General features: G+C 45.2%; 18 protein-coding genes. 6 read left to right on the forward strand and 12 right to left on the reverse strand.

All coding sequences use genetic code 11. The features are described from left to right. The 3 genes from ACRC32_RS05585 to ACRC32_RS05595 all read right to left on the reverse strand — a co-directional run. A partial coding sequence (locus tag ACRC32_RS05585) for an acetamidase/formamidase family protein (RefSeq protein ID WP_438553063.1) occupies nucleotides 1-803 on the reverse strand: 803 nt, incomplete at its 3' end. A gap of 301 nt (nucleotides 804-1,104) precedes the next feature. Beyond that, the gene (locus ACRC32_RS05590) at nucleotides 1,105-2,748 is read right to left on the reverse strand and encodes an acetolactate synthase large subunit (protein ID WP_438553064.1); all 1,644 of its coding nucleotides are present in this window, start codon (nucleotides 2,746-2,748) and stop codon (nucleotides 1,105-1,107) included. A gap of 147 nt (nucleotides 2,749-2,895) precedes the next feature. Next, nucleotides 2,896-4,263 carry an NAD-dependent succinate-semialdehyde dehydrogenase gene (locus ACRC32_RS05595; protein ID WP_438553065.1) on the reverse strand — a complete coding sequence of 456 codons (1,368 nt, stop codon included), beginning with the start codon at nucleotides 4,261-4,263 and terminating at the stop codon, nucleotides 2,896-2,898. A gap of 617 nt (nucleotides 4,264-4,880) precedes the next feature. On the opposite strand from ACRC32_RS05595, the gene ACRC32_RS05600 reads away from it, so the two are divergent. Beyond that, nucleotides 4,881-5,309, forward strand: coding sequence for a response regulator (locus ACRC32_RS05600; RefSeq protein ID WP_438553066.1), 429 nt, complete (start codon nucleotides 4,881-4,883; stop codon nucleotides 5,307-5,309). On the opposite strand, the gene ACRC32_RS05605 is transcribed toward ACRC32_RS05600, so the two are convergent. Beyond that, a complete protein-coding gene (locus tag ACRC32_RS05605) occupies nucleotides 5,263-5,697 on the reverse strand; it encodes a DUF2294 domain-containing protein (RefSeq protein WP_438553067.1) in 435 nt (144 codons plus the stop codon). The two genes, ACRC32_RS05600 and ACRC32_RS05605, sit on opposite strands and share 47 nt — an antisense overlap. Nucleotides 5,698-6,214: 517 nt before the next feature. Further along, nucleotides 6,215-6,400 carry a hypothetical protein gene (locus ACRC32_RS05610; RefSeq protein WP_438553068.1) on the reverse strand — a complete coding sequence of 62 codons (186 nt, stop codon included), beginning with the start codon at nucleotides 6,398-6,400 and terminating at the stop codon, nucleotides 6,215-6,217. Here ACRC32_RS05610 and ACRC32_RS05615 point away from each other — a divergent pair. Then, nucleotides 6,393-6,821 (forward strand): response regulator, encoded by a 429-nt coding sequence (locus ACRC32_RS05615; protein ID WP_438553069.1) that lies wholly within the window; start codon nucleotides 6,393-6,395, stop codon nucleotides 6,819-6,821. The genes ACRC32_RS05610 and ACRC32_RS05615 overlap by 8 nt on opposite strands. 60 nt (nucleotides 6,822-6,881) lie before the next feature. Here the strand turns inward: ACRC32_RS05615 and ACRC32_RS05620 are convergent, their stop codons facing one another. The 3 genes from ACRC32_RS05620 to ACRC32_RS05630 all read right to left on the reverse strand — a co-directional run bounded on the left by ACRC32_RS05620 (nucleotide 6,882) and on the right by ACRC32_RS05630 (nucleotide 8,647). Then, nucleotides 6,882-7,253 carry a DUF2294 domain-containing protein gene (locus tag ACRC32_RS05620; protein ID WP_106547667.1) on the reverse strand — a complete coding sequence of 124 codons (372 nt, stop codon included), beginning with the start codon at nucleotides 7,251-7,253 and terminating at the stop codon, nucleotides 6,882-6,884. A gap of 127 nt (nucleotides 7,254-7,380) precedes the next feature. Then, nucleotides 7,381-8,430: a zinc-dependent dehydrogenase gene (locus ACRC32_RS05625; protein ID WP_438553070.1), complete on the reverse strand. Its 1,050-nt coding sequence runs from the start codon at nucleotides 8,428-8,430 to the stop codon at nucleotides 7,381-7,383. Between the two features lie 25 nt (nucleotides 8,431-8,455). Continuing rightward, on the reverse strand, nucleotides 8,456-8,647 hold the full coding sequence (locus ACRC32_RS05630; RefSeq protein WP_438553071.1) for a hypothetical protein: 192 nt from the start codon (nucleotides 8,645-8,647) through the stop codon (nucleotides 8,456-8,458). Between the two features lie 145 nt (nucleotides 8,648-8,792). On the opposite strand from ACRC32_RS05630, the gene ACRC32_RS05635 reads away from it, so the two are divergent. Then, nucleotides 8,793-10,826 (forward strand): protein kinase domain-containing protein, encoded by a 2,034-nt coding sequence (locus ACRC32_RS05635; RefSeq protein WP_438553072.1) that lies wholly within the window; start codon nucleotides 8,793-8,795, stop codon nucleotides 10,824-10,826. Nucleotides 10,827-10,911: 85 nt separating this feature from the next. Next, on the forward strand, nucleotides 10,912-12,771 hold the full coding sequence (locus ACRC32_RS05640) for an FAD-dependent oxidoreductase (RefSeq protein WP_438553073.1): 1,860 nt from the start codon (nucleotides 10,912-10,914) through the stop codon (nucleotides 12,769-12,771). Here the strand turns inward: ACRC32_RS05640 and ACRC32_RS05645 are convergent. Then, the gene (locus ACRC32_RS05645) at nucleotides 12,768-13,571 is read right to left on the reverse strand and encodes a TIGR00297 family protein (RefSeq protein WP_438553079.1); all 804 of its coding nucleotides are present in this window, start codon (nucleotides 13,569-13,571) and stop codon (nucleotides 12,768-12,770) included. The two genes, ACRC32_RS05640 and ACRC32_RS05645, sit on opposite strands and share 4 nt — an antisense overlap. 74 nt (nucleotides 13,572-13,645) lie before the next feature. On the opposite strand from ACRC32_RS05645, the gene ACRC32_RS05650 reads away from it, so the two are divergent. After that, the gene (locus ACRC32_RS05650; RefSeq protein ID WP_438553074.1) at nucleotides 13,646-14,077 is read left to right on the forward strand and encodes a VOC family protein; all 432 of its coding nucleotides are present in this window, start codon (nucleotides 13,646-13,648) and stop codon (nucleotides 14,075-14,077) included. A 116-nt stretch (nucleotides 14,078-14,193) separates the two neighbouring features. Here the strand turns inward: ACRC32_RS05650 and ACRC32_RS05655 are convergent, their stop codons facing one another. From ACRC32_RS05655 to ACRC32_RS05665, 3 genes are all read right to left on the reverse strand, one after another. Continuing rightward, the gene (locus tag ACRC32_RS05655; RefSeq protein WP_438553075.1) at nucleotides 14,194-14,706 is read right to left on the reverse strand and encodes a hypothetical protein; all 513 of its coding nucleotides are present in this window, start codon (nucleotides 14,704-14,706) and stop codon (nucleotides 14,194-14,196) included. A 34-nt stretch (nucleotides 14,707-14,740) separates the two neighbouring features. Continuing rightward, nucleotides 14,741-15,127, reverse strand: coding sequence for an SMU1112c/YaeR family gloxylase I-like metalloprotein (gene gloA2, locus ACRC32_RS05660; RefSeq protein ID WP_438553076.1), 387 nt, complete (start codon nucleotides 15,125-15,127; stop codon nucleotides 14,741-14,743). A gap of 222 nt (nucleotides 15,128-15,349) precedes the next feature. Beyond that, a complete protein-coding gene (locus ACRC32_RS05665; RefSeq protein WP_438553077.1) occupies nucleotides 15,350-16,330 on the reverse strand; it encodes a tetratricopeptide repeat protein in 981 nt (326 codons plus the stop codon). A gap of 94 nt (nucleotides 16,331-16,424) precedes the next feature. On the opposite strand from ACRC32_RS05665, the gene ACRC32_RS05670 reads away from it, so the two are divergent. Next, nucleotides 16,425-17,400: glycoside hydrolase family 10 protein (locus tag ACRC32_RS05670; RefSeq protein WP_438553078.1), on the forward strand; the 976-nt coding region annotated here is incomplete at its 3' end.

A 17,400-nucleotide genomic window follows, 5' to 3' on the forward strand; every position in this document is an offset into this window, starting at 1 on the left:
GGTAAATACAAGCTCGAACCACGTCCTAGAAGTTTGATGTCCAAATTACCACCATAGTTCCCTGGTGGTACGGAATTCGCAGCATCAGCCGGATTAGCAGGCACGACACCCATCAATCCGATAAAAGGTTTCAACGGGATCTCAATTGGTGGTAGGTTGTTGGCGGGTTGAAAAATGCCTACTTCCCGCTTGGCATCTATAGCGATAACTTTGGAGTAGATAGGAGCGTTATTTTCAGGATACTCCCCAGGTAATGCTCCTTTGCCGTGACGATTGGAAATTGCACCATAGGGCGATCGGTAATTGATGTCTAGAGTCTTAATCTCCAAAACATCGCCTGGTACTGCGCCCTCTATGTAAACTGGTCCAGTAATAACGTGAGGACCGGGACCAGTCTTTTTCACTTTGGCTTTAGTTTGTAGCTGGTCTGAGAGGATCTGCTGTCGAGAAATCGTACTTTTAGGATTTTTGGGAATGCCACCCTGGGCGAAAAACTGAACGGTGTCTCCTTGATCTGGGAGGATACCTTCATGAGATATTGTCTCCATAACCACGCGATCGCCCGATTTGACGCGGGCGATGGGCTTGCTATCTGGTTTAAATAATTCTCCCCAAATCACGTTTGCGGGAGTTGAAAGAATTTTTTGCGTCCGTCCGGCGGCGATGACGGGAACTGAGATTGCAATTGTACTCAACAATAGTATTAACCCTAAAGCCATTGCGATCGCCAGCCGCGCCGAGAGACTCCAACTGCCGATCGCTTGCTGGGAATTGGCGATCGCAAATATTTTTTGCTTGTTCACTTGCTCCTCACAATCACACTGATTTTGGCAAACTCATTCAGAAACAGCGACGATTGACTGCATAAATTTAGGCAGATAAATTCATCGAGTTACTGATGCTGAACATCTAACTTTTAGCTCGGTTCATATTTTGATTGAAAATACGTTCAATCATTTGTGATAAAAGATACATATAGTCAATCTCGATATTTCAAAATGAAAGGGACGGACAAATGCCCATCCCCCAAAAACAGCTAATTTAGGGAGCAGGGAGCAGGGAGTAGGGAGTAGGGAGCAGTTAATTCCGACTTACGACTTAAAATTACTCCCACAACTTGCAGCTAAGATCCCCAGATTTTTGTGTCAAGCGCAGGTTTTCACGGTAGTCTACAGGGCAATCGATTACGGCTGGCACATCATCAGCTAAAGCAGCCTTGAGCATGGGAATCAAGTCAGTTGCCGATTCTACCCGGTAGCCTTTTAGTCCCATACTTTCAGCTAATTTGACAAAATCGGGATTGCCGAATCGGACGTAGGTTGATTCGCCAAATTGATTGTGCTGCTTCCATTCAATTAAGCCATAGCCGCCATCATTAAAAATTAGGGTGACAAATGGGTGTCCGACGCGCAAGGCTGTTTCCAACTCCTGACAATTCATCATGAAACCACCGTCACCAGTAGCGGCAATTACTTTGCGCTCGGGATAGACTAGCTTAGCCGCGATCGCTCCTGGAATTGCAATTCCCATTGCCGCGAAACCATTAGAGATTAAACAAGTATTGGGGCGATCGCAATGATAATTGCGGGCAATCCACATCTTATGCGCCCCGACATCAGAAATTAAAATATCTTCTGGTCCTAACACCTGCCGCAGGTCGTAAATTAATTTTTGCGGCTTGATCGGATAGCCGGGATCGTTAGCATAGTGTTCGTAATCAGCGCGAATATCTGCTTGTAGTTCCAAAGCGTAAGGATTCGGCTTGCCACTGCGATCGGCACGTTGCAAAATTTCATTTAAGGAATCAGAAATATCTCCTATGACTTCTGCTAAAGGAATGTAGCTACTATCAATTTCGGCTGGATTCGCTCCGACATGAACGATGGGAATTTCACCTGCTGGATTCCAGCGTTTAGGCGAATATTCGATCAAGTCATAGCCAATAGAAATAACTAAATCTGTATTGTCAAAAGCGCAATTAATAAAATCTCGCAGTTGCAATCCTACTGCCCACAAAGCTAAAGGATGAGTGTAAGGAATTACACCTTTACCCATAAAAGTGTTGATAACAGGGATATTCAAGCGCGTAGCAAATTCCGTCACCGCTTCGCTGGCATTTGCCCGAATTGCTCCATTACCAACTAAAATCAAGGGATTGTGAGCTTTAGTAATTGCCTCAGCTGCTTCAGCAATACTGTGAAATGAAGCATAAGTTTTCTCTAAACCTGTTTTGCTCAAAGGCATACCTGCCGCTGGCATCGCCGCGATGTTCTCTGGTACGTCAATATGCACCGCACCAGGTTTTTCACTTTGCGATCGCTTGAATGCCCTGCGAACCAGCTCTGGTGTAATGCTAGGACGAACGATCTGGGCGCTCCACTTCGTTACGGGGGCGAACATTGCCACCAAATCTAAGTATTGGTGAGACTCGATATGCATCCGATCCGTCCCCACCTGTCCGGTAATCGCCACTAAGGGCGCACCATCTAGATTCGCATCCGCTACCCCTGTCATCAAATTAGTTGCCCCTGGACCCAAGGTAGAGAGGCATACGCCAGCTTTTCCTGTCAAGCGTCCGTAGACATCCGCCATGAACGCTGCACCCTGTTCGTGACGAGTCGTAATGAACTGAATGGAAGATTTCTTCAACGCCTCCAAAACGTGTAGGTTCTCTTCCCCTGGCAAACCAAACACGTATTCCACGCCTTCATTTTCCAAACATTGCACTAACAGTTCTGCCGTATTCATTTACCTTTCTCCTAGATTCGGGAGTCGGGAGTCGGGAGTCGGGAGTCGGGAGTCGGAAAAAGTCAAAAGTTAAAAGTTAAAAGTCAAAACTAACTCATGCTTCTTACCTCTTGCCTCTTATCCCTAATCCCTCACTTCTAACCCCTCTTACTTTATCCACACAGTTTTAACATTCACGAACTCATGTATACCCTGAATGCTCAGTTCCCTGCCATATCCAGAGTGCTTAATGCCACCAAAAGGTAGCCTGGGGTCTGATTTGACCATACCGTTAACAAACACCGATCCTGCTTCAATTTCCGCGATCGCTCTGTCTCTTTCTGTTGCGTCCTGCGTCCAAATACTCGCTCCCAAGCCGAACGGGGTAGCATTGGCGAGTTGAATCGCTGCGCCTAGATCTGCGACTCGAAATAGAAGAGCTACCGGACCAAAAAATTCTTCTTGGGCGATCGCTGCATCCACTGGCATTTGACTCACAATAGTCGGCAGGTAGAAGTTTCCCGCTCGTTCGGTTGGCGGTTGACCTCCAATTAAAACTTTTGCCCCCACCTTGACGCACTCCTGCACTTGGCGGTTTATATCTTCTAGCATACTTGGCGTAGCTAGGGGACCGACATCTGTATCAGGTAACATTGGATCGCCGACTTTGAGCGCCGCAAATTTTGCTACCAAAAGTTTTTCAAATCGCTCGGCGATCGCCTCGGTAACGATAAATCTTTTTGCTGCAATACACGATTGACCGTTACACAACATTCTGGCAGTGACAGCCGTGCTAGCAGCTGCTTCGATGTCAGCACTTGGCATGACAATAAATGGATCGCTTCCCCCTAGTTCCAGCACTGTTTTCTTAATTTGTTTGCCCGCCGCCGCTGCTAAACTTGCTCCCGCTGGTTCGCTACCTGTTAAAGTGGCAGCTTTGACTCGTGGGTCGGTGATGATTGCCGCTACCTGTTGCGACCCTACTAGTAAAGTTTGAAAGACTCCTGTAGGAAATCCTGCCTCTTTAAAGATTGCTTCAATTGCTAGAGCGCATTGCGGTACGTTAGAAGCGTGTTTGAGCAGACCGACATTACCTGCCATCAAAGCTGGTGCGGCGAAGCGAAAGACTTGCCAAAAGGGAAAATTCCACGGCATCACCGCTAGTACAATTCCTAATGGTTGATAGCGGACGAAACTGTGGCTGGCATCTGTTCCTACCGATGCGTCAGCTAAAAATTCAGCTGCACGTTCGGCATAGTAACGACAGACCAAAGCGCACTTTTCGACTTCGGCGATCGCGCTTTTTACAGTCTTACCCATTTCCAGGGTCATCAATTTGCCAAATTTTTCTTTGTCGCGTTCCAAAATCTGGGCTGCGGCATTCATCCACTGAGATTTTTGCTGCATCGACACTCGTCGATATTGCTCGAAAGCCTGTTGTGCCAACTCTAATTTCGTGGCTATTTCTGCCTCGCTTAGCGCTGTAAAAGTTTCAATTGTTTCCCCAGTTGCCGGATTAATCGTTGCGATCGCCATAACTCAAACCTCCAATATTCGGTTATCAGTGAATTCTGACTTCCGACTTCTGACTTCTGACTTTTTCCTTGTCCCCTCCACATTCCTATTTTTGCTAGAAAATTACCTCTCTACCGCCGCGATCGCTCAAATAAATGTATAAATAACTACAATTTTCTAATAGTGAAATAATATGGATAGGTTATTAGTAGCTGCAAACCTTGCCATATCTTGAATAATTGTCTATTCTAAAAAAAAGCTTAAATTTGAGTCATATTTTGTGGAGGTTTGTACTAATTTAGCTTAGCTACTGTACTCTACAAATGTTCGCTAATGTTCACAGACGTAACAATTGCTACAAAATTATTCAACTAAGTTCATGAGAAATTTATCTTTCAGGTTGAATTGAGCTAGAATTGCATCAGCCATCATAACTTCATGTGATTTAATTCTGTCCTTTTTGCTTAAAACCTTTTTGCTTAAAAGAGTTAAGTCTTAAATTCAAAATAACATCTAGCAAAAATGTAGTTGAGAGCCAGTCCATTGCAAGCGCCGGATCGCCGCTTGGGGAGTGCCTTTTATCCTCTAGAGATAAATTTTATTTGTAACTTGGCAACTTTCCACACCGGAGGATAGTTTTGGAACTTCTAGCTCAGAATAATTACTTGTCAAAAATGCATCAACCCCTGATTTTGGCTGTAGATGATGATGAAGATAATTTAGAGCTGCTGACTGAAGTTCTTTACCCTCTAAATTGTCATATCATCACCGCAAAAGATGGGCGCTCCACTATTAGCATTGCCCAACAGCAACGCCCCGACCTCATCTTGCTGGACATATTATTACCGGACATTTGCGGTACGGAAATTGCCCGGATGCTCAAGCAAAACCCGCAGACGCAAAATATCACCATCATTGCAGTAACAGCATTAGCACGAGCCGAAGATCGAGAAAGTTTACTCGCAGCAGGCTGTAGTGCTTATATTAGTAAGCCTTATATGCTAGACGATTTAGAAGCTGTTATCTGTCACTATCTGGGTTTGAATCCGACTTTAGCCGTTGTTTGACTCGCCTTGCAGGGTCTAAACCTGAGACGTTAGGAGCGCTATCCAAAAGAGCAACAATGCTAGTACGACCAGTTTCAAATGTACTGTTGCAAATTACGTCCACTACAGGTACGCCAATCACCCGTTCGATTAAAGATTGCAGGTGCGGTTCTAAGAATTTGAGCAAGTTAGATCTAACTTGTAAAGCAAGATCTGTCTGTTGATTTTCCTCTAAAAACTGTTCTAATCGAGTAATAGAGTCTTCTGCCAATATTGTGACTGTTCTATCAACAATATGACAAGAAACTTGGGGCAGCTTGTATCCGAGATGAGTACGGTAAAGTTCTATAACTTGCTGTACTAACTCTTGTTGTAGCTGCTCTAACGTGGGAGATAACGATTCTTCCATATCGTGCCAGCAGCAAAAACGAATAAGTAAATTTTCCTAAAATTTATCAGTATAAGCGATCGCATTAATCAGCCTTGAGATGTATATCTTTGTATAAGGGAGCAGGGAGCAGGGAGTAGGGAGTAGGGGAAAGAGAGCTGAGGGAGCTAAGGGAGCAATTCAAAATTCAAAATTCAGAATTTCCTACACCCCACACCCTACACCCCACACCCCACACCCCACACCCTATTTACTACTAGCCACTCAACTGTCAACTGTTAAAAGACAGCCAAAATACGAAATTTAAGGCTGTATATGGCTACACTTTAACCTTAGTTAGCTAGGATACGCGATCGCCGTCCAAATCTTGCTATTTCTTGCCAAAATCGAGAAAATTAATGATATATTTTCATTTGTGACAATTTATAGCTTTAATCGAGCCTAAGATTGTCAATTCTCGCAATTTTTGGTATGCGTAGCAAAAATTACAAATTGCAGTAAAATTCAATGTTGTTGCTTGCTGTTGCTAGCTTGCTACTTACATTCGTACTGAGTACGAAGACGAGCAACCTACAGCCGCTAGTACGAGCCAATTCATCACCAGCGCCGATTGCGATCGCCGCTTGGGGGAATGCCTCGTCGTAGAAGCAACCATCTTTGTTGTCATGTCGTGCAACAAAAATTTTCTTACTTCTACGACTAGCCCCAAAAGTATTATGGACATGCAAACTCGCTTTAGTTTCTCTCTAGAGGCAGATTCTTTTCAGCCGCTTGTTTTAGCTGTGGATGATAACGATGATAACCTGCAGTTACTCACCCAAATTTTAGCGATCGCCGATTGCGACTATATCACTGCGGTTGATGGAAAGAGTGCAATTCACAAGGCAAAAAGCTATCGTCCCAGCTTGATTTTGTTAGACATGATGCTGCCGGATATTAGCGGTATAGATGTGACGCGAACTCTCAAACAAGACCCGCAAACTCAGGCAATTCCGATTATTGCGGTAACGGCAATGGCAAGAACTGAAGATAAAGAAAGTTTCATTACCGCAGGCTGCGTAGAATGCGCGATCAAACCTTATGATATTGTCCAATTAGAAACAGTAATTCGGAAGTATGCTTTTGGTGAAATTGGAAAGAGTTGATAGTTAATGGTTGACGATCGCAGCCAAGAACGCTCTACCATCGATCTATCAACAACTAAACTAAGAATTGCGTACAGACGGCGGGCTAGCTAAGATAGCAACTGTTGCAGTCCGACCCGTCTCTATTTTAGTATTACTGAGAATATCTAATACTTCTACACCTACAACTTCCTCAATTAGGTCTTTTAGTTGGGGTTGAAGTGCTTGATCTAATTCTTCTCTAACTTTTTCGCCTAATTCTTCTTTACCGCTTTCTACTAGCAGTTGTTCCGGCTGAGTTACTGCATCTTCCAGAATAATCGCAATTTTTTCATCAAACATTTGACAAAAAACTTGGCTTGGTCGATGCTCTAACTGAGCGCGATACAGCGCTTGAATGCGTTGCGATAGAGTGCGTTCTAATTGTCCCCGGGTCGGAAAAGATGAGTCCATGTTAAAAATTTAGCTGAATCAAACTTAGCGCCAAACATCTGCTAATAGATAGATGATAAAGATAAAAGGCGCAAAATAGAAGTCGTAAGTCTTGTTTACTTATGACTTCTTCGTCCCCCAAGTCCTTCTACTGGGGATAGATCAGAATCTTATAGGTATCAGGCGTAGGGTTGACAGCTCGTTCTACGGCTGCTGATAGTTGTTGTAGGGGATAGCGATCGCTGATTAAGGCATCAACGTCAATGCAGCGATTGAAAACAAGATCGACAGCAAGACTTTGCAGGCGATAAGAAGAACTATAACTGCCAATTAAATCGATTTCGCGACGATAGATAATATTAGGATTGATGGAAATTTCAACCTCATCGGGAAATTCGGCAAAAAACAGAATCTTACCACCCTTGCGCGTGCAATCGAGGGCTTGAGCAAACGCCTTTTCACTAGGAACGGCAAGTAGAGTTGTATCGGCTCCCAATCCGCCTGTTAAAGCTTGAATTTTAGTGCTTAAGTCGCGATCGCGGGCATCAAAAGCAGCATCAGCTCCTAATTGTAAAGCTTTTTCGATCCGCGATGGTAATAAATCGGTAGCGATCGCCCTTGCACCGAAGTATTTAACTAACATCACGAACATCAGTCCGATGGGACCTGCACCAGTCACTAATACCGTTTGTCCTGGAGCAATTTGTGCCTTTTTGACTGCTTTGAGACAGCAATTCGTTGGCTCGACAAAACTCGCTTGCTCAAAGCTAACGCGATCGGGAATCGGAATCAAGCCACCATTGCGGACAATGTGACCGGGTACTCTCACATATTCAGCAAATCCACCTCCACTAGGCACAAAACCAGCCGTTGTAGAGATATTTTTATAAATCTCACACATGGAGAAATTGTCATTCAGGCAATAGCGACAACGCATACAGGGAATGTGGTGCATCACCACCACTCGCTGTCCTACTTGCCAATCGCTAACTCGGCTTCCGATTGCGGCGACAACTCCAGCCGTTTCATGCCCAAAAATGCGCGGTGGTTCGTAGAGGGGATAGCGAATTTTTTTGATATCTGACTGACATAAGCCAACAACCCGCACTTGCACCAAGACTTCATCCGCTTCAATAGCTGGTACGGGTAATTCCTCATAACTCAATCGATCCACACCGCGAAATACCTGGGCTTTCATAGCTTGTAGTCATTAATCCAGTACTTTAGAATGTAGCAGTTAATAGGGAGCAGGGAGCGCACGAGCAGGGAGCAGGGAGTAGTGAAGAAAGGGTGTAGGGTGTGGGGAGTGTGGGAAGTGTGGGGTGTAGAGAATGTTGAATGCGTGAATTGTTTTGCTCCCCCAGCAACGCCTGCTCCCTCAGCTCTCTTCCCCCGACTCCCGGTTTCTTTTGCAAGCTAGAATCATTTTGGAACCGTGATGAGATTTGGTTATGTTACGGCGATCGATAGAGAGATTCATCGCCAGAACCGCCAGCTATCGCTATGATTAACTAACACTAAAAACGCCCAATCATTGCCACTGCTTTTGCAACTGCCACAATGCTAGGTGAAATTATCAAAGGGCAATACCAGATCGTCCAAATCCTTAGTAGTAGCGATTACTGTCAGACCTATCTGGCACAAGATCTCGTTACCCCCTCACCGCAAGCATGTATTGTCAAACATCTCTTGCCTGGACCATCCGGTCGCACTAGCTCACTGTCTTCTCTACGGCGTGTATTTACTCGTGAAGTCGCAGCACTAGAAAAATTGAGTACTTATTCCCAAGTACCGCAATTGTTAAACTATTTCGAGTTAGATCAACAATTTTATCTGGTATTAGAATACATTCACGGACAGCCACTGAATCGAGTTTTGGCTCCAGGAGTACGCTGGAGTGAAACCCAAGTCATCGATTTTTTACAGGAAGTCCTTACTATTCTAGAAGTGATTCATGCCCACGGGCTAATTCACCGCGATATTAAACCCAGTAACTTAATTCAGCGTGACAGCGACGGCAAGTTGGTGCTGATCGATTTTGGGTCGGTCAAGCAGGCATGGACGCAAGTTGTCACTGCCGCAGGACAAACCAATGCCAACTTTGCTATGGGAATTCCAGCAACAATGGCGATCGGCACACCGGGCTATATGCCCAGCGAACAAAGCCGAGGTCGTCCTCGCCCGAATAGCGACATTTATGCCTTGGGGATGATTGCGATCCAAGCGTTGACTGGAATGCAACCAACAATGCTCCTAGAAGATGCCGACAGTGGGGAAGTCATTTGGCAACACCTCACAAATGTCACTCTAGCTTTGGGATCGATTTTGAATCAAATGGTACGCTACCATTTCACCGAGCGCTACCAATCAGCAACTGAAGTCCTAGCCGATCTCCAACCACTCCTACCAACAGCAGCACTGTCACAGCCAACACCTACCCCAAGAAGTTCTGCCCCCAATTCCGCCTCAACTGCTCCAAATTCTAGTAGTCATCAAGCATCGGCGGTGAATGGATCGGGAACGAAGTCAAGAAGAACATCAACTGGAGGGCAACAACAGATAGCGCTATGGTTGGGAATGGCAATTGGCATTACTTCGGCGCTGGGATTAATTCTAGGATTATATTACGCTCTCCGACCAGGATCGAGGGCTGTGCCACCGATCGCGCCGCCTAAAGCACAATTTGCCACGAGCGCCTCGAATCGGCTTTCCGATCGCTATACGTTGACTCAAACTTTAACCGGACACACAGATTCAGTATGGGCGATCGCTGTCAGCCAAGATGGACGTACGTTGGTCAGTGGTAGTGCAGATAAAACGATTAAGGTATGGGATCTACAAACTAGAGAATTACAGCGCACGCTTACCGGACATACAGATACAGTACGGGCGATCGCTCTGAGTCAAGATGGACAAATTTTGGTGAGCGGTGGCGGCGAAAAAACGGTACGGCTGTGGAATATCACAACAGGCAGACCCTTGGGAAGGCTGCTCGGACATGGGGGACCTGTATGGACTGTTGCCATCAGTCAAGACGGACAGACGCTTTTTAGTGCGGGAGAAGATGGAACCGTCAAGCTGTGGAACGCCCAGAACGGACAACTGCATCGCACGCTCCCAGCACACGATCGCCGGGTGTTTTCCTTGGCTGTAAGTCCTAACGGGCAAACTTTTGCTACTGGCAGCATCGATCGCACGATTAAGTTATGGGATTTAGCTACAGGAAGACTACTACGCACGCTGACCGGGCATACTGATGCAGTCAGGGCAATTACCTTTAGCCCCGACGGACAACATCTGGCTAGCACGAGTTGGGATAAAACCGTGAAGATTTGGAACTGGCGAACTGGAGAGCAACTACAAACGCTGGCAGAGCACGAGCATAGAACTGTTGCGATTGCTTACGGTAATGATGGTAATACCCTAATGAGTGCAAGCCTCGATCGCACGATCAAAATTTGGCAGCCGCAATCGGGGCAACTCCTACACGATCTACTAGCTCACACCGACTGGATATTAGCGATCGTGCCTAGCCCCAGAGGTCAAACTTTAGTCAGCAGCAGCAAAGATCGGACAATCAAAATTTGGGAATAGCGAGTTGTCATTGGTCATTGGTCATTGGCAAATTATAAGTTCTTCCCTACTCCCTACTCCCTGCTCCCTACTCCCTAATGACTGAATGAATTCTCAATTTCATACCGATGTCCTAGTCGTTGGCGGTGGTACTGGTGGTACGGCTGCGGCAATTCAAGCAGCGCGCTCTGGTGCAAAAACAATGCTGGTCAGTGAATTTCCTTGGTTAGGAGGTATGCTGACATCAGCTGGGGTATCGGTTCCTGATGGTAACGAATTGGTAGCATGGCAAACAGGCTTGTGGGGAGCATTTTTGCGGGAATTGCAGCAATGCCAGCCGGAAGGATTAGACCATAGCTGGGTGAGCTTTTTTAGCTTCGACCCGCGTATAGGAGCGCAGATTTTTGCTCGATGGGTACAAGAATTGCCTAACTTGAATTGGCTGGTGGGACAAGTACCGCAAGCCGTTTTACGCCAAGGCGATCGCATTGCTGGGGTAGAATTTGCGGAGTTTACGGTTACTGCCGAAATTACCATTGATGCTACGGAGTTAGGGGATTTATTGGCTTTAGCCGAGATTCCGTACCGTTGGGGTTGGGAATGGCGATCGCAATGGGGAGAACCCAGCGCCCCAATTGCTCCAAACGAGCTAACGACAAAATACCCAGTCCAAGCGCCCACTTGGGTAGGACTCATGCAAGATTTTGGGGACGCGATCGCTCCAGTTATTCCTCCACCACCGTCATACAATCCAGAAATATTTGCTGGAGCCTGGGAAAGTTACGGAGCCGAACAATTTCTTAACTACGGGCGTTTACCAGGCAATTTATTCATGCTCAATTGGCCCATCTGCGGCAACGACTACGGCGAGGGTTTAGACCGGCTAGTTACCTCCACCACGGCTAGATCTGAGTTTCTGCAAGACAGTTTGTGGCATACGCAGGGCTTCTTACACTATATTCAAACCCAACTTGGAAGGCGATATGGTTTGGCTGAAGGTGTTTTTCCTTCCTATGCCAATCGTGTAGGGGCGTACAGCCGTGCGCCCCTACACCACAGTGGTGCATACGCTCTTCACCCTTACTACCGCGAGAGTCGGCGCGTTGTTGGCATGGCTACGGTGGGAGAACAGGATATTTTGCCCTTAGCTGAAGGTCGAGTCGCTGCTTTACCAGTCGATAGTATAGATAAAGTCAACGCGATCGCAATTGGTAACTATGCCAACGACCACCACTACCCAGGTTTCGATTTTTCCCTACGACCGAAATCGACTCGCTGGGGAGGGCGCTGGACGGGAACGCCTTTTACCATACCCTATCATTGTCTAATTCCGGCAGCGATCGACGGCTTCTTAGCGTGTGAAAAGAATATTTCTGTTTCTCACATTGCCAACGGTGCGACGCGCTTGCAGCCAGTGGTGATGAATCTCGGACAGGCTGCTGGAATGGCAGCAGCAATGTGTATTTCTAGGGGTTGTCAGCCGCGAGAATTACCCGTAAGAGACTTACAAGAAGCTCTATTACAAGAGCCGCGCTGTCCGGCGGCGATCGTGCCTTTATTCAATTCATCACCCGCATCTCCTGACTGGTTAGAATGGCAACGCTACTACCTCGATCGCCCAGAGGAGTATCCGGCTAGTGGAAATTGCCCTCTCCGTTTGGCGAGCAGAGGAGCAGAGGAGCAGAGGGGCAGAGGAGAACAAGAGAAATCTCAAATTCAAAATTCCCGAATCCCGATTTTCTGTTTAGGTATTTTCCATCGTCGGGACATGCAAGATTATACGTTGACGATATCGACACCTGGAGAATTGCAGGGACAAGATTGGACGCTAGTAACTTTGCGATCGCCCATTGACGAAAAACTACAAATCTATCCAGATAACCAACCGATCTCGGTTTACGGGCGGTTAAACCATGCAGGTAGATGGTTGTTGGTAGAAGAAATTGAGCCGACAGTCAATCATTAACCATTAACTAACAATTGCCAAACTAAAGCGAGCAATATAGCTGCGATCGCCCCAATTAACGTATTCAAAAAATTGACAACATCATGAGTCAGCCAACGGATTTTTCCTTCTACCGTTGCGCCAATTAAGCTTTCAATATTAGTGGCAATAAAGGCAGCGAGGACACACCAGAGTATGCCTAGTAAATCGATTAAACCGAGTCCCCAAGCCAGCACCGCGATCGCTACCGAACCCGTTACACCAGCCAACGTCCCCTCTAAGCTGACAGCCCCTTCCGTTCCTCTTGCCACGGGTTGTAGAGTCGTAATTAAAAATGTCCTCTGACCGTAAGCTTTTCCAACTTCGCTAGCACAGGTATCGGAAAGTTTGGTGCTGAAACTCGCGACAAAACCCAGTAAAAGTAAAGATACGATCGTCATAGGCTCAGCCACAAAGGTCGTTGCGTTAGCGAAGCTGAACGAAGTTATCGCGATTCCTACTGCACACAGCGCCCCCGTCAGAGCTGAACTCCAGACATTTTCTGGTCCCCTCGCACCAGAACGTTTTTCTGCAATTCCTTCCGCTTCCTTTTGTGCCATACCAATGTATGTCACGGCAGAACCAACGAGAAAATAGAACACGACAACTAATTCACCCTGCCAACCTACACTCAAGTACAAGAGAATACCCAAGAACAAAGCGTGCAATAGCCCAGCCGGAGTTAGCAATTTTTTGGGAGCAATCCAGGCTACACCCAGCAAAACTGTATGCACTCCGACAGCAACTAGTACGGAATTGAGGAACGATGGATTTGAAAACATCAAGGATAAATTAGTAGTCATCTGAATAAATCTACCTCTACTCCCTGCTCCCTGCTCTCTGCTCCCTGCTTTATATGAATCAAACTATTTTTCACCTTGCCTTTCCCATTACCGACATTCCCCAGACAAAAGCCTTCTATATCGATGGTTTGGGCTGCATTCCCGGTCGTGAAACTCACCATGCTTTGATTTTAAATCTTTACGGGCATCAGCTAGTAGCTCATATGACTAAAGAACCTCTGGCTCCACAGCGTGGTGTCTATCCCAGACACTTTGGTTTAATTTTTTCCTCTAAATTGGAATGGGAAAATTTATTAGAGCGATCGCAACACCAGCAACTCAAATTTAGAGAAACACCCAAACAGCGCTTTGTTGATTCTCCCCTAGAACACTATACGTTCTTCCTAGAAGATCCATTTTATAACCTAATGGAATTTAAATACTACCGGAATTTGGAAGCAGTTTTTGGTAGTTACAACAGCGCTCCCATTGGAGATTTAATGTAAAGATTCTACTCGTTCAAGAAATAAATTATTTCAATGTGGACTTAACTAAATCTTGCAGCACCAATTGCTATTTCACACAACTTCAAAATTTTGACTAAAGTTTTGACTTTTGACTTTTAAATTTTGACTTTAGAAATCTTTGGTGATTCTAATCGCACGTTTCTCCCACTATTATCAGTACGATAAATCCATTTTTGGCTACCGTCCGACACCACAACCCGCCAACCTTCAACGATCGCCTGCGAGCAAATTTCCTCCGGTTGAGGTAGTCCCAAGCAACCATCAGACCAACTTTCACGACTGTATTTAGTCACTTTTAGTTTATCTGGAGAAATATTTTGCTGCTGAGACAAATCGGCAATGACAGCTTTAACGACTTTAGGAGGCACGCGATCGCTTTGAGCGCTCGTGCCTATATTTTCAGCAAGCTGACTCGGTGCAGCTACAGCACTAGAAATAAAATTAACGCTAAAACACAAAAATAAACTACAAGTTAAAGCCAGAGTTAAAAAACTCCTTGTTGCTAGACGAGTTGCTAGACAAAATTTCAAAAAATCAATTGTTCTATAGTCCGCGCAGGCGAACTTCGTTTGTTTCGTTTGTGCAGCCGCGAATTTTATTTGTCCCATATTTGTTAGACCTTGTTTAAGAGGAACAAGCATATTAATTTTCATAAAGTTCCAGTGGTAAATTATCTGGGTCTTGAAAAAAAGTAAAACGTTTACCTGTAATTTCGTCTATTCTAATATCTTCTACTTGCACTCCTTGAGAATTTAGCTCGGTGACAGCGCGATCGAGATCGTGTACAGCAAAAGCCAAATGCCTCAATCCACAAGCTTCAGGTTGACTCGGTCTTGACGGCGGCGCGGGAAAAGAAAACAATTCAATTTGAACTCGATCGCTAACTCTTAAATCTAATTTATAAGAATTTCTCGCCGCCCTAAATGTTTCTTCAATAATAGAAAATCCTAAAATTTCTGTATAGAATTTCTTCGATCGCTCGTAGTCAGAACAAATAATTGCAACGTGATGGACACCTATAACTTGCATAGATTGGCAAGGAGATAACTGTAAAGGCGCATGGTTGTGCGCCCATATACTAAGTTACCAAATAATAACTATCAACTGAGATCTTGCAGTATTCTCAATTAGCATCCAGACCCGCCTCGAACTTAAGTTCGAGGCTAATAGCAAAAGTCTACTGAAGAAGTAGACTAAAAATCAATTGTAGTCGGATAAATCCGACTTGGGCTATGAGATGCGTGAATTAATTCACAGACGGTGATTGCAACAAGTGCAAGGTTGAGATCGACCAACAACCAATCTTTTAAACTGTCGATCGCGCCGCAATTCATCCCAACCCGCATCAGTCTTGGCTTTTTCTCTGTACTCGCTTGGATTGAGATAGATCGCTTGTTGCAAGTTCGCCAAAGCCAAATCGGTATCACCTGCGGCTGCAAAACAGCAAGCACGATTGTAAAAAGCATCGCCGAAGTCTGGTTTGTACTTAGAGCTTGGATTATGGCTGGCGATCGCTTTTTCGTAGCGCAAGCGAACGGACTGTAACCGATCCAAGCAGTCACACCATAAATTATCCAGAGAATACCAGAAGTCTTGCGGCTCGGCAATCTCTACCTCATTTGCTCCTTTTTGTTGCCAACCCCGATTGTATCGGTGCATATACTGCATTGCTCGGTCGTAGCTAAAAATTGCTTCTCTGTACAATCCCAATTCTTGCAACGCCAGACCTCGATGATACCAAACCTGATAGCGTAAATTGCGATGATATGTTTTTGTATATTTGAGCGATTCGTCGTAATTGGCGATCGCTTGTTTATAACGCCCTAAGCGATGTAATGCCAAACCTCGATGATACCAGACTCGATAGGGAAATCCTTTGTAGTAATCTCTAGCACAATCTAAAGCTTTATCGTAACTCGCGATCGCCTCTCGATAGCGTTTTAACTCAAATAATAATAAACCTCGGTTAAACCAAGTAAAACCGTATCCCGGCAAACGTCCGAGAAATCGATCGCAAGCCGCGATCGCTTCTTGATAGCGTTTTAATTTACATAGATAAAAGCTGCGTTCTCGTAAAGGAATATATCGCCATTCTTTTAGTACAGCCGCTATATAGAAATAGATCGATGGAAATGCAACGAGGGATAGCAGAAAATTTTTCGTCACAATGCCAAATACGAATGTTGCTACAAGTATCCCCAGGAGTAAGGCTAGCAGAACTATAACTTGCATAAACCGATAGAATCAGCAAAATTCCTTTAAGAGTTCTGACAGATAGCTTTCCCCATACTGTAGAATTTGCCGTCAGTAGGTTCACTTAATCAAGATGCGCCGGAAATTTTTTGCTCCTCTAGCGATCGCCCTGTTCAGCCTAGCGGCGATCCTATGCTTCTCTTCTGTAACTCTCATAGCCTCGCCAACTCCTCCCAAACCCAATTCAAACTCTGCCGAAATTAGGGGAGTATGGCTGACGAATATTGATAGTGACGTATTATTTAAACGCGATCGCCTCAGTCAAGCAATCCAAACCTTACATCAACTGAATTTTAATACTATCTATCCGACGATTTGGAACTGGGGCTACACTTTGTATCCTAGCTCAGTTGCTGCAAACACCATCGGGCGATCGCTCGATCCTACGCCTGGATTACAAGGACGAGATATCTTACAAGAAATTATCGAGCAAGGACATCAACAAATTACTCCGCAGGGCGATCGACAACGCATGGGAGTCATTCCCTGGTTTGAATTTGGTTTTATGGCTCCTGCTGATTCCCAATTAGCGAAACGTCACCCTCAGTGGCTAACTCATAGGCGTAATCACAAAGAAATTTGGCTAGAAGGTAAACACAAACGAGTCTGGCTCAATCCTTTTCATCCTGAAGTACAGCAGTTTATTCAAAATTTAATTTTAGAAGTCGTTACGAAATACGATATAGACGGAATTCAATTTGACGACCATTTCGGTTTACCTTCAGAATTTGGCTACGATCCATTTACCGTGAATTTATATCAGCAAGAACATCAGGGAAAAAAGCCACCTATCGATCCCCAAGATTCCGAATGGCTGCACTGGCGTGCTGATAAAATTACGGCTTTTTTGAAACAGGTATTTCAAGCAGTCAAGCAACAGAAACCAAATTGCATAATTTCAATTGCTCCTAATCCTCAAAGAGTTTCCTACGACCTTTTTCTTGCAGATTGGGCAGAGTGGGACAGACAGGGATTGGTTGAAGAATTGGTTTTGCAAGTCTATCGCAACGATCTCAAAGTATTTCTGAGCGAATTACAATACCCAGAAG

This window comes from Chroococcidiopsis sp. (assembly GCF_051657925.1).
Taxonomy (GTDB): Bacteria; Cyanobacteriota; Cyanobacteriia; order Cyanobacteriales; family Chroococcidiopsidaceae; genus Chroococcidiopsis.

Bases quoted from the DNA above. Each gene is read 5' to 3' on its own strand.
- gloA2 (WP_438553076.1), bottom strand. From the start codon at position 15,127: ATGCAAGTTATAGGTGTCCATCACGTTGCAATTATTTGTTCTGACTAC.
- ACRC32_RS05590 (WP_438553064.1), bottom strand. From the start codon at position 2,748: ATGAATACGGCAGAACTGTTAGTGCAATGTTTGGAAAATGAAGGCGTG.
- ACRC32_RS05635 (WP_438553072.1), top strand. From the start codon at position 8,793: ATGCTAGGTGAAATTATCAAAGGGCAATACCAGATCGTCCAAATCCTT.
- ACRC32_RS05605 (WP_438553067.1), bottom strand. From the start codon at position 5,697: ATGGAAGAATCGTTATCTCCCACGTTAGAGCAGCTACAACAAGAGTTA.
- ACRC32_RS05625 (WP_438553070.1), bottom strand. From the start codon at position 8,430: ATGAAAGCCCAGGTATTTCGCGGTGTGGATCGATTGAGTTATGAGGAA.
- ACRC32_RS05640 (WP_438553073.1), top strand. From the start codon at position 10,912: ATGAATTCTCAATTTCATACCGATGTCCTAGTCGTTGGCGGTGGTACT.
- ACRC32_RS05645 (WP_438553079.1), bottom strand. From the start codon at position 13,571: ATGTTTTCAAATCCATCGTTCCTCAATTCCGTACTAGTTGCTGTCGGA.
- ACRC32_RS05655 (WP_438553075.1), bottom strand. From the start codon at position 14,706: ATGGGACAAATAAAATTCGCGGCTGCACAAACGAAACAAACGAAGTTC.
- ACRC32_RS05615 (WP_438553069.1), top strand. From the start codon at position 6,393: ATGGACATGCAAACTCGCTTTAGTTTCTCTCTAGAGGCAGATTCTTTT.
- ACRC32_RS05650 (WP_438553074.1), top strand. From the start codon at position 13,646: ATGAATCAAACTATTTTTCACCTTGCCTTTCCCATTACCGACATTCCC.
- ACRC32_RS05665 (WP_438553077.1), bottom strand. From the start codon at position 16,330: ATGCAAGTTATAGTTCTGCTAGCCTTACTCCTGGGGATACTTGTAGCA.
- ACRC32_RS05610 (WP_438553068.1), bottom strand. From the start codon at position 6,400: ATGTCCATAATACTTTTGGGGCTAGTCGTAGAAGTAAGAAAATTTTTG.
- ACRC32_RS05595 (WP_438553065.1), bottom strand. From the start codon at position 4,263: ATGGCGATCGCAACGATTAATCCGGCAACTGGGGAAACAATTGAAACT.
- ACRC32_RS05620 (WP_106547667.1), bottom strand. From the start codon at position 7,253: ATGGACTCATCTTTTCCGACCCGGGGACAATTAGAACGCACTCTATCG.